Source organism: Actinoplanes sp. NPDC048988, from assembly GCF_043197815.1.
In the GTDB taxonomy this organism is placed as follows: Bacteria; Actinomycetota; Actinomycetes; order Mycobacteriales; family Micromonosporaceae; genus Actinoplanes.
Genome location: NZ_JBICTW010000025.1, coordinates 123,023 through 133,383, shown reverse-complemented (window position 1 = coordinate 133,383; position 10,361 = coordinate 123,023). Strand labels below are relative to the sequence as shown.

Here is a 10,361-nt window from a genome sequence, read left to right as displayed (position 1 = left end):
GGCTGCACTCCTACAATCATCACCGCGGACACACCGCACTCGGCGGCCAACCACCCGCCAGCCGCGTCCCCAACCTCACGGGTCAGAACACCTAGTCCAGGAGGCGGCGGGCGCCGGACAGTACGGGCTCTGGAGTAGGGCTTCGGTAGACGGCCTCCATGACCGCTTCGCAGGCGTCGCCCAGGGTGTTCAGGCCGACGGATGCGTTGAGCAGGACGTCGGCCGCCAGGTTCTGGGCGGCGGCCAGGTCGTGTTCCTCCATCGGCATGGGTGGCAACGTCCCGCGGATCTTCCCGGTGTCGAGTGGCGCGCCCTCGCGCAGCGCGGCGAGCGACGGGCCGGCCCACGGCTGCGTCATCAGCTGCGCGTCGTCGAGGACGCGTTCGACCGCCCACGCGGTGACGGCACGCCTCTGCCGGTCGCCGGCCTCGGCCAGCGCCTCGACGAGGGCGGGGTCGAGCCGCCACAGCGACGCCGCGTACCAGCCGGCCTCGCGCAGGCGCGGATCGTCGGGAACGTCGCCTTCCCAGGTCTCGGCGAGTTCCTCCTCGGTCTCCTCGGCCTGCCGCTCGGCCCGGCACCGGCGCAGGTCCGCGACCCGGCCGGCCAGCTCGTCGCGGGTCAGGGCGGGCTCGGGTCCTTCGCGGTGCCAGTACGCGGCGTACTCACTACTCTGCCGCACGATCCGGTCGACGCCGGTCGCCGGCCAGAACTGGAGCAGGTAGCGCCCGCCGGGCTCCTCCACGTCCCGGTCGCGCCGCATGTCGGCGGCGCAGTAGCGCGCCCGGTAGACCCCGGGCGGCAGATCGATCGTCCCCGCGGACGAGTCAAGACCGCCGAGGGCCGTCGTCGTGTACAGGACCTCCACGACGTCGCGCCACTCGTCGCCGAGCGGCGGCTCGGCCGCGTACAGCTCGATCCGCACCTGCACCTCGCCCGTGTGCAGCCCGGTGTGCATGAGCAGCACGCCGGGCACCGCGGCCCCGCACAGCCCGTTGACCTGGCCGCGGGCGGCGCCCTCCGGAACGAATTCGCTCTCCCCCAGGGGCAGGAACCCGTGGTGAACATGAACAGGCGCGTCCAGCAGCACCTCGACCAGCATCCGTTCCCCCGTTGTCGCGGCGCCCTCAGATCATGCCAACTGCCGCGCCACAACGATGGTCTTTCGGAAGACAAAGGCCACTCGGCCTGCAGCGCCGACACTTCGTCGTGGAAGTGGTGTCGGCTTACTCGAACTCCGCCGCCACCTTCCTGCCGAAACCAGGAAACCTCATGCAAATCATTTACCGCCTGTGCATCACGAGTACGAAGCCCATGCCCCGCTAAGGGTTGCCACGCGGCACAATGGCCTTCCATGCCAGTTCATGCCGCCGCACCCGATCAGAGCAAGTCTTAGCGCGCGAGAAGTCAGCTGGCCGCTTCTCCACCAATGGCATCGCTGGAGTCGGAGGAAGTCGCCGGCTTCGGTTCACCGGATGAAACTCTTGCGTTGGCCGCGCGGCGAAGGCGCAGGAAGGATCGCATCGAGGATGCCTGCCAGACCGATTGATCGATGATCAAAGAAATGAGCGGAATGAGAATCAAGAGCGCGAACGAGAGGCCCATCGAGGTGACTACGAACTTCAGTCCGACAATCGTGTCATCCCGTTTTGTCAAGACGTCGATACAGGCCAGCTCCGAAAGGATGGACGTGACCATTATTATCACATAAAGCAGCGTCAGAATTTGCGACGCGAGAAGCTTCCCAGCTATTGATCGCAACCTTTTTTCATCTAGGTCAGGGGCGCTTACCTGATCCAGGAAGGACTTCATTACCCGACGATGCGATCCGAGTTCCAAGGAGGCGGCGAACGCCAAGACGGGGATAGTCTGGGCAGCCGTTCCGGCAAACTGTTCAGTGAATTGCATCGCTGCATTCTGCCGCAAAATGGTTGGTCGATCCAGGTCGGCGAAGACATGAAGCCGCATTGGCGGCAGGTTGCGGCTCGGGGCGCGGTCGCACGGCCGGGGTTCCGGCGCCGGGCGGCGGCTTCCCGTATGCCGTCCTTGGAAGCGTCGAGCAGCGTCACGAGCCGGCCCCGGGTGGCCGGTCCGCTGTCGCGGGCCGGCCACCTTTATTCGGGGGCGGAGAGAAGGCTTTACTTCACCGAGCCGAGGGAGAGGCCCTGGACCAGCTTGTCCTGGGCGGCGAAACCGGCGATCAGGACTGGCAGGGAGACCACGAAGGCGGCGGCGCACAGCTGGGCCAGGAACAGCCCCTGACTGGTGACGAACGAGGTGAGGAAGACGGGGGCGGTCTCCGCGACCGTGGCCGTCAGGACTCGGGCGAACAGGAGCTCGTTCCAGCTGAAGATGAAGCAGATCAGCGCGGTGGCGGCGATGCCGGGGGTGACCACGGGGGCGATGACCGAGCGCAAAGTCTTTGTCAGGCCGGCGCCGTCCATCGAGGCCGCCTCGAGCATTTCCACCGGAACCTCGGAGAGGAACGAGCGCATCATCCAGACGGCGATCGGCAGGTTCATCGACGTGTAGAAGAGGATCAGCAGCCAGATGTTGTCCAGCAGGCCGCTGTACTGGGCGAACAAGTACAGCGGGAGCAGGCCGGCGACTACCGGGAGCATCTTGGTGGAGAGGAAGAAGAACAGGACGTCGGTCCACTTCTTCACCGGCTTGATGCTCAGCGCGTACGCGGCCGGCAGGGACAGCAGCAGCACCAGGGCCGTGGAGATGATGCTGGCGGTCATCGAGTTCAGCAGCGGCGGCCACGGGCTGGCGCCGCCGGAGAAGAACTCGCGGTAGCCCTCCCAGGTGAGCGGCGCGAAGACCGCGGGCGGGTTCTGGGCGGCGTTGGCCTCGGAGTGGAACGAGGTCAGGACCATCCAGACGACCGGCAGTACGAACAGGATGCCGACCACCCAGGCCAGCAGGGAGAGCCAGATGTTGGCGCCCTCCTTGCGCTTCTTGACCGGGCGGCCCCGTTCGTCGCGGGTGGCGGGAACAGGTGCGGTCTCCGTGATGCTCATCGGCCTGCCTCCTGCTTGAAGAGCGACGAGACCGTACGCAGGGCGAACGTCGCGATGATGATGGTGCCGATCACGACGATGACCGCGGCCGCCGAGGCGCGGCCGTAGTCGTGGGCCTGGTAGAAGATCTGATAGATCGTGTACGGCAGGTTGGCCGTGCCGAGGCCGCCGGACGTGATGGTGAAGACGGCGTCGAAGTTCTGGACGATGTAGATCGAGCCCAGCAGCGCGCCCAGTTCCAGGTACTGCCGCAGGTGGGGCAGGGTCATGCTGCGGAAGATCTGCCAGTTGTTGGCGCCGTCGATGCGGGCCGCCTCGATCACGTCGAGCGGGCGGCCCTGCAGGCCGGCCAGCAGGATCAGCATCATGAACGGGGTCCACTGCCAGACCAGGGAGAAGATGACCGCCCACAGTGGCATGTTGCTGATCCAGTCCGGCTGGGGCGGGTTGTCCGAGCCGAACAGGCCCCAGATCCAGGTCAGCGCGCCGTTGAACAGGCCGTACTCGGGGTTGTAGAGGGCGTGCTTCCAGATCAGCGCCGCCGCCACCGGCACCACCAGGAACGGGGCGATCATCATCGTGCGGACCGCGCCCCGGCCCCGGAACTTGCGATCCAGCAGGATGGCGATGCCGAGACCCAGGACCAGGCTGATGAGTACGACTCCGGCCGTCAGCAGAATCGTCGTCCAGACCGCGTCGCGCATGTTGACGTCGGTGAAGACGCGCACGAAGTTGTCGAAGCCGGCGAAGCCCACCTCGTCGGGGTAGTAGGCGTTCCAGTTCATGAACGAGATGACCAGGGTGGCCACGAACGGCAACTGGGTCACCACGATCATGAAGATCAGGGCGGGCATCAGCGGGGCGCGGCGGGCCCAGGCCGAGCTGCGGCGGGCGACGCCGGACGGGGGTGGGCCCTCGGTGCCGACGCGGGACTTCTCGGCGACGGAAGTCATGGCTTTCCCTCCCGTGACTGGTAGCGCTCGGAGACGTCCTCGGCCAGGCGCTGGCCGCGTTTCAGCGCGTCCTCGACGCTCATCTGGCCGGCGATGGCCGAGCTCACGTACTGCGACACCTGGGTGCCCAGGTCGGTGAACTCGGGGATGTCGATGAACTGGATGCCGATCGCCGGGCGCGGCTGCACACCGGGGTTACGGGGGTCGGCGCTCTCGATGGCCGACTTCGTCGGCTCGGCGAAGGCCGAGGCCACCTTCAGATAATCCTGGTTCTCGTACGTCGAGGCGCGCTTGCCGGCGGGGACACTGGACCATCCGACCTGCTGGCCGACCAGTTCCTCGTACTGCTTGCTGGAGGCCCAGGAGATGAACTTCCAGGCGTTGTCCTTCTTCTCGCTGGCCTGCTGGATGCTCCACGACCAGGCGTACAGCCAGCCGGACGACTTGGTCTTCTCGACCGGGGCCGCCACATAGCCGATCTTGCCTTTGACCGGGGAGTCGTCGGCTTCGAGGGAGCCGGCGGCGCTCGTGGCGTCGTACCACATGGCGACGTTGCCCTGGATCAGGTTGTTGAGGCACTCGGTGAAGCCGGCCTGCGGGGCGCCGTTCTCGCCGTGCGCCCGGACGAGGTCGACGTAGAACTTGGTGGCCTCGGTGAACTCGGGTGCGTCGACCTTGGCCGTCCAGTCCTGCTCGAACCACGTGCCGCCGAACGTGTTGACCACCGTGGTGAGCGGGGCGAAGATCTGGCCCCAGCCGGGCTGGCCGCGCAGGCAGATGCCGCGCATGCCGGGCTGTTCGCCGTCGACCTGGGCGGCGATGTCGGCCACCTGCCGCCAGGTCGGGTTGGACGGCATCTGGACGCCGGCCGACTCGAGCACGTCCTTGCGGAACATCAGGAACGACGACTCGCCGTAGAAGGGCTCGCCGTACAGTTTGCCGTCGTCGGCGGTCAGCGAGGTCGTCATCGGCTTGAGGATGTCGGCCTGGTTGAAGGCGGTGTCGGCGGCCACGTAGTCGTCGAGCGGGGCGATCCACTTCGACTTGGCGTAGATCGGGATCTCGAAGTTGCTGAGCGAGGCCACGTCGTACTGACCGGCCTGACTGGAGAACTCCTGGCTGATCTTGTCGCGGACGTCGTTCTCCGGAAGCACCGTGAAGTTGACGTTGATGCCGGTCTGCCTGGTGAAGTTGTCGGCGGTGAGCCGCTGCAGATCGATCATCTGCGGGTTGTTCACCATCAGGACGTTGATGCTGTTCGGGCCTTCGCCGCCCGGCCCGCCGCCCCAGCCCGCGCACCCGGTCAGGGCGAGCAGAAAGGCGGCGGACGCGGCGATCAGAGCGCGCGGATGCCTGCGGGACATGGGGCCTCCTCAGCGAGGCCCGGCGCCCTGTGACGCCGGTTACACCGGCCCTCAGTAGATGCCTGAGATCGACACGATGTCAACCTTTCGTCACGTTGCGTTGGATAAACGGGCATCAACGCCTGACCGGTAGTCCTATGTCGACGCCACGCGCGCCTCGGCCCCCCGAACGGAGACGACGTCGCCCGGATGCAGCTGGCGGCCCCGGCGGGTGTCCACCTCGCCGTTGACCGACACGTCGCCCGACGCGATGAGGACCTTGCCCTCTCCCCCGGTGTCGATGAGGTCCGCGAGCTTGAGGAATTGTCCGAGTCTGATCATGTCGCCGTCGATGGGTACGTCACGCATGCGTTCATGATGGTCCACGCCGAACCGAAAACTTTGCCGGACTCGTTGAACCTTTCCGGCTTGTGATCCGAACTACCCCTCGTGAGGCCCTTTCTCCTGACACACCGCCACCTGGCCCGCCGCGCGGGCGTCCCCACCGCCGCCGCGCTGTTCGGCGTACTCATCGCGGCACCCGCCCTGGCCGACGTGACGGTCTCCCCGAGCACCGCGCCGCAGGGCGAGGGCGAGAACCTGACCTTCCACGTCACCAACACCGGCGACCAGCCGATCCACACGATCAAGCTGCAACTGCCGGACGACACCCCGGTGGCGGAGGTCTACCCGCTCTCGGTCGACAACTGGGGCCCGAAGATCGAGATGCGGGACCTCTCGACGCCGTTGCCGACCATCCACGGCGACACCAAGGCCACCGAGACCGCCGCCTCGATCACCTGGATCGCGATGCCCGGCAAGGACCTCGCCCCCGGCCAGGGCACCGATGTCCGCGTGGCCATCGGGCCGCTGCCCACCCTGTCGTCGATGCGGTTCACGGTCGTGACCACGTACGGCAATGGGAAGCCCGGGCCCTCGATGCCGCCGGCCGACCTGACGCTGACGCCGGGCACCGGAGGTGCCCCGGCCGGGCACAACGCGCACGGCGGGGGTACGGCGGCGACCGGCACCACCGGCGACGCCGAGGCTCAGCTCTTCGCGCAGACCGTGGCCGACGCCGAGCGCGGCCCGTCGATCTGGTCGATCGGCGGCTGGGTCGTGGCCGGCCTCGTGCTGCTCGGCGGGGCGGTCGTGATGTTCCGCGGCCGGCACCGGGCCGAGCAGGACGACGACGAGTCCGACGAGCCGGAGCGGGAAGAGGCGAAAGAGGAAGAGAAGGAGCCGGTCACGGCCGGCACCAGCAAGTGGGCCTTCAAAGGCTGAGAAGAGACTCCCGCGATGGTGGACGCGGGAAACCGTCGTGATGACGCGCGTGGGGCGCGGCGCACGACCGGCGAGTGGGACCGTTGGGCACGGTTCGCGACTCGCGGACGAGGGGTGGGGTCTGCGACCCCACCCCTCGAGTCACACTGAAACGGTTCGAGGGCTCCGCAAGGCGTCGATGATCTCGCGCTGGACCCGGTCGGAGTCCTCGTGCGGCACCTGGCAGGTGCCGGCGGCCACGTGCCCGCCGCCGCCGTAGCGCAGCATGACCTCGCCCACGTCGACCGGCGAGGTGCGGTCCAGGATCGACTTGCCGCAGGCGAAGACGGTGTTGAGCTTCTGCCGGCCCCAGATGATGTGCATCGAGACCCGCGACTCCGGGAACAGCGCGTACACCATAAACCGGTTCCCGGCGTGGATCACCTCCTCCTCGCGCAGGTCGACCACGACCACGTCGCCCTCGAGGTGACTGACCCGCTTCAGCTGCTCGACGAACAGGTCGTACTGGGCCTGGAACAGCTCGGCCCGCTCGGCCACGTCGGGCAGGGACAGGATCTCGTTGACGTCCTGGTGCTCGATGCAGGCGTCGATCAGCTGCATCATCAGCTGGTAGTTGGAGATCCGGAACTCGCGGAAGCGCCCCAGCCCGGTCCGGCTGTCCATCAGGAAGTTCAGCAGGGTCCAGCCCTCGGGGTGCAGGATGTCGTCGAGCTCGTAGTGGGCGGAGTCGGCCTGGTCGACGGCGCGCATGAGGTCGTCGGAGACCTTGGGGAAGCGCTGGGCGCCCCCGAAGTGCTCGTAGATGACCCGGGCGGCCGACGGCGCGTCGGCGTCGATCACGTGATTCGCGAGGTTGCCCTCGTTGCGCAGGGTCTCGGAGTGGTGGTGGTCGAAGACCATGTGCGCGCCCGGCGCGTACGGCAGATTGGTCAGGATGTCGGTGGCGGTGACCTCGACCTCGCCGTCCTGGACGTCTTTCGGATGTACGAACTTGATCTCGTCGATCATGTCGAGGTGGCGCAGCAGGACCGCGCAGACCAAGCCGTCGAAATCGCTTCGGGTCACGAGCCGGTACTTCACGGGATCCCCCTCGGTGGATGCTTCACCCCATTTTGCCACCTTTGTCGCTGTATCCCGCGTCGCATCGAGGGATGGATCTGAACCGCGAGCGGTCAACTCTGCGTAGGGTTCTCCCGGAAGGTCCCGACGGTCGAAGGACACGCAGAATCATGGACAACGTCCCTCAGCTCATCCAGGAGCGCAGCGCTCCGCCCGCCACGCTGGTGATCTTCGGTGCGTCGGGCGACCTGACCCGGCGCAAGCTGCTCCCGGCCGTGGAGAGCCTCGCGCGCCACAACCGCCTTCCCGGCGAGTTCGCCCTGGTCGGCGTGGCCCGCACGCCGATGGAGGACGAGCAGTTCGCCGCCAGCGCCCTCGACGGCCGCACGCTCAGCGACAAGGCCCAGCTCGCCGGCGGCATCCGGTACGTGTCGGGTGGTTACGACGACCCCGAGACGTACAAGCGCCTGGCCGAGACCCTCGACGAGCTCGACGCCACCCGCGGCACCGCCGGTAACCGCCTGTTCTACCTGTCGACGCCGGCCGAGGCGTTCAAGCCGGTGATCAACGGGCTGGCCGGGGCGGGGCTCAACCACGCGCCCGAAGGCTCCTTCTCCCGGCTGGTCATCGAGAAGCCGTACGGCCGCGACCTGCCCACCGCCCGTGAGCTCGACGGCGTGGTGCACAGCGCGTTCGACGAGCACCAGGTCTTCCGCATCGACCACTACCTGGGCAAGGACACCGTCCAGAACGTGCTGGCCCTGCGCTTCGCCAACTCCATCTTCCAGCCGATCTGGGACCGCTCCTGGGTCGACCACGTGCAGATCACGGTGGCCGAGACGCTCGGCGTGGGCACCCGCGGCGGCTTCTACGAGCACGCCGGCGCCATGCGCGACATCGTGCAGAACCACGTGCTCCAGGTGCTCGCCCTGGCCCTGATGGAGCCGCCCGCGTCGTTCGAGGCCGAGGGCCTGCGCAACGAGAAGGCGAAACTGCTCCAGGCGATCCGGCTCCCCACCAACCGCGACATCGCCGACCTGGCCGTCCGCGGCCAGTACACCCGCGGCGGCACCCGCGAGGAACTGATGGCCGGTTACCGCGAGGAGACCGGCGTCGACCCGCTGTCGCGCACCGAGACGTACGCGGCGATGCGGCTCAACGTCGACAACTGGCGCTGGGCCGGCGTGCCGTTCTACGTCCGCACCGGCAAGCGGCTCCCGGCCCGCGTGACCGAGGTGGCCCTGCAGTTCCAGCGGCCCCCGCACCTGCCGATCCCGGCCAACCAGCTCACCGACCTCGAGGCCGACGCGCTCATCCTGCGCATCCAGCCCAACGAGGGCATCTCGCTGCGCTTCGGGGCCAAGGTGCCGGGCCACTCGTTCCGGGTCCGCACGGCGAGCATGGACTTCTCGTACGAGCAGACCTTCGCCGAGGAGTCCCCCGAGGCGTACGAGCGCCTGCTGCTCGACGCCCTGGTCGGCGACTCCACGCTGTTCATCCGCGCCGACGAGGTCGAGCAGTCGTGGCGGGTCGTCGACCCGATCATCGAGCACTGGGCCAACGACCACTCGCCGATCCCCACCTACGAGGCCGCCTCGTGGGGCCCGGCTGACGCCGACCGCCTGATCGGCCGGTCGGGCCGGGCCTGGAAGAACAGCATCTGACCGGCAACATCAAGCACAAATAGAACTTTTGACGCTGCGTACCACGCACCGAGCTTCGCCCGTCGATGTCGAGGGCGCCGAAAATGGCTAGGCGGAGCCGAGGCTGTTTTCGGTGTCCTCGGCATCGGCCTTTCGGGGCGAAGTTCCCGCCGTGCGAAGCGCGGCCAAAGCGAGCACAGCGTGGTCGTTCATGTTGGTCTCGGAGTGGATGACCTCGATGATGGTGCGATCCGTGTCGATCACGAAGGTCATCCGCTTCGTGCTGAGCGGGCCTAGTGGGAGTTTGCGCTTGACGCCCAGAGCCGCGGCCACGGTGTTGTCCGGGTCGCTCAGCAACGGGTAGTCGAAGTCGTACTTGTCCGAAAATTCCTTTTGTTTCGCCACTTTGTCGCGGCTGATTCCCACGCGCTGCGCGTTTATCGAACGGAACTCGGCCGCGAGGTCGCGGAAGTTGCAGGCCTCGGCGGTGCAGCCGGTGCTGAGAGCGGCGGGATAGAAGAAGAGGACCACCGGGCCGTCGGCGAGCAGAGCGCTCAGCCGGCGTGGCACGCCGTCCTGGTCGGGGAGCTCGAAGTCGTCGACGACATCACCCTTGTTTGCCATGGCAACAAGCTACTGCCCGGTAGTCGATTCGGCCATTGCGGCCCGCCTCCCCTAGGCTGAGACTTCCATCGAAGCCCCACCGAAAGCGACACCCCCCATGCAGGTCTCGGTCGCGCACCACCCCCCGAACACGGCCGTTGTCGTCCTGCGCGGTTCCCTCGACATCGACACCGCGCCCGCTCTCAAGGCGAACCTCAACCGGCTCGTCGAACGGCCCTCGCCCCGGGTCGTGGTCGACGTGGCCGGGCTCGACTTCTGTGACTCCATGGGGGTCGGCGTGCTGGTCAACGCGCACGCCCGCGCCTCCGAGCGGGACGGCTGGGTGCGCCTGGCCGCGCCGTCCGGATTCCTGAGGCGCCTGTTCGACACCCTGGGCCTGACGGATTACCTCGCGTTGTACCCGGACGTGGAGGCCGCCCTCAAGGAGTAGCG

At 67.5% G+C, this 10,361-nt stretch carries 11 protein-coding genes; 3 read left to right on the top strand and 8 right to left on the bottom strand.

From position 1 onward, the window contains the following. Nucleotides 1–91: 91 nt before the first annotated feature. The 6 genes from ACGFJ7_RS43895 to ACGFJ7_RS43870 all read right to left on the bottom strand — a co-directional run bounded on the left by ACGFJ7_RS43895 (nt 92) and on the right by ACGFJ7_RS43870 (nt 5,688). Nucleotides 92–1,102: a hypothetical protein gene (locus tag ACGFJ7_RS43895; protein WP_392648177.1), complete on the bottom strand. Its 1,011-nt coding sequence runs from the start codon at nt 1,100–1,102 to the stop codon at nt 92–94. 305 nt (nt 1,103–1,407) lie between these two features. Then, entirely contained in the window at nt 1,408–1,968 is a 561-nt protein-coding gene (locus ACGFJ7_RS43890) for a hypothetical protein (RefSeq protein WP_392648175.1), read from the bottom strand. A 170-nt stretch (nt 1,969–2,138) separates the two neighbouring features. Beyond that, complete coding sequence (locus ACGFJ7_RS43885; protein ID WP_392648173.1) at nt 2,139–3,023, bottom strand: carbohydrate ABC transporter permease; 885 nt, start codon at nt 3,021–3,023, stop codon at nt 2,139–2,141. Beyond that, entirely contained in the window at nt 3,020–3,976 is a 957-nt protein-coding gene (locus ACGFJ7_RS43880) for a sugar ABC transporter permease (protein ID WP_360254242.1), read from the bottom strand. Before ACGFJ7_RS43880 ends, ACGFJ7_RS43885 begins: the two co-directional genes overlap by 4 nt. Beyond that, nucleotides 3,973–5,340 (bottom strand): sugar ABC transporter substrate-binding protein, encoded by a 1,368-nt coding sequence (locus ACGFJ7_RS43875; RefSeq protein ID WP_360254240.1) that lies wholly within the window; start codon nt 5,338–5,340, stop codon nt 3,973–3,975. The genes ACGFJ7_RS43880 and ACGFJ7_RS43875 overlap by 4 nt, the downstream gene beginning before the upstream one ends. A gap of 135 nt (nt 5,341–5,475) precedes the next feature. Further along, nucleotides 5,476–5,688, bottom strand: a complete 213-nt coding sequence (locus tag ACGFJ7_RS43870; RefSeq protein WP_360254238.1) for an RNA-binding S4 domain-containing protein — start codon at nt 5,686–5,688, stop codon at nt 5,476–5,478. A gap of 81 nt (nt 5,689–5,769) precedes the next feature. On the opposite strand from ACGFJ7_RS43870, the gene ACGFJ7_RS43865 reads away from it, so the two are divergent. Further along, nucleotides 5,770–6,603 (top strand): DUF1775 domain-containing protein, encoded by an 834-nt coding sequence (locus tag ACGFJ7_RS43865; protein ID WP_392648168.1) that lies wholly within the window; start codon nt 5,770–5,772, stop codon nt 6,601–6,603. Between the two features lie 141 nt (nt 6,604–6,744). Here ACGFJ7_RS43865 and ACGFJ7_RS43860 read toward each other — a convergent pair whose 3' ends face one another. Next, entirely contained in the window at nt 6,745–7,668 is a 924-nt protein-coding gene (locus tag ACGFJ7_RS43860; protein ID WP_360254234.1) for an exopolyphosphatase, read from the bottom strand. A 164-nt stretch (nt 7,669–7,832) separates the two neighbouring features. Here ACGFJ7_RS43860 and zwf point away from each other — a divergent pair, with 164 nt between their 5' ends. After that, complete coding sequence (gene zwf, locus ACGFJ7_RS43855) at nt 7,833–9,326, top strand: glucose-6-phosphate dehydrogenase (protein ID WP_360254232.1); 1,494 nt, start codon at nt 7,833–7,835, stop codon at nt 9,324–9,326. 87 nt (nt 9,327–9,413) lie between these two features. Here zwf and ACGFJ7_RS43850 read toward each other — a convergent pair whose 3' ends face one another. Then, nucleotides 9,414–9,929, bottom strand: coding sequence for a peroxiredoxin (locus ACGFJ7_RS43850; protein ID WP_360254230.1), 516 nt, complete (start codon nt 9,927–9,929; stop codon nt 9,414–9,416). Between the two features lie 97 nt (nt 9,930–10,026). Here ACGFJ7_RS43850 and ACGFJ7_RS43845 point away from each other — a divergent pair, with 97 nt between their 5' ends. Further along, nucleotides 10,027–10,359 carry an STAS domain-containing protein gene (locus ACGFJ7_RS43845; RefSeq protein WP_360254228.1) on the top strand — a complete coding sequence of 111 codons (333 nt, stop codon included), beginning with the start codon at nt 10,027–10,029 and terminating at the stop codon, nt 10,357–10,359. Nucleotides 10,360–10,361: the final 2 nt, after the last annotated feature.

Bases quoted from the DNA above. Each gene is read 5' to 3' on its own strand.
- ACGFJ7_RS43870 (WP_360254238.1), bottom strand. From the start codon at position 5,688: ATGCGTGACGTACCCATCGACGGCGACATGATCAGACTCGGACAATTC.
- ACGFJ7_RS43880 (WP_360254242.1), bottom strand. From the start codon at position 3,976: ATGACTTCCGTCGCCGAGAAGTCCCGCGTCGGCACCGAGGGCCCACCC.
- ACGFJ7_RS43845 (WP_360254228.1), top strand. From the start codon at position 10,027: ATGCAGGTCTCGGTCGCGCACCACCCCCCGAACACGGCCGTTGTCGTC.
- ACGFJ7_RS43885 (WP_392648173.1), bottom strand. From the start codon at position 3,023: ATGAGCATCACGGAGACCGCACCTGTTCCCGCCACCCGCGACGAACGG.
- ACGFJ7_RS43895 (WP_392648177.1), bottom strand. From the start codon at position 1,102: ATGCTGGTCGAGGTGCTGCTGGACGCGCCTGTTCATGTTCACCACGGG.
- ACGFJ7_RS43875 (WP_360254240.1), bottom strand. From the start codon at position 5,340: ATGTCCCGCAGGCATCCGCGCGCTCTGATCGCCGCGTCCGCCGCCTTT.
- ACGFJ7_RS43850 (WP_360254230.1), bottom strand. From the start codon at position 9,929: ATGGCAAACAAGGGTGATGTCGTCGACGACTTCGAGCTCCCCGACCAG.
- ACGFJ7_RS43890 (WP_392648175.1), bottom strand. From the start codon at position 1,968: ATGCGGCTTCATGTCTTCGCCGACCTGGATCGACCAACCATTTTGCGG.
- zwf (WP_360254232.1), top strand. From the start codon at position 7,833: ATGGACAACGTCCCTCAGCTCATCCAGGAGCGCAGCGCTCCGCCCGCC.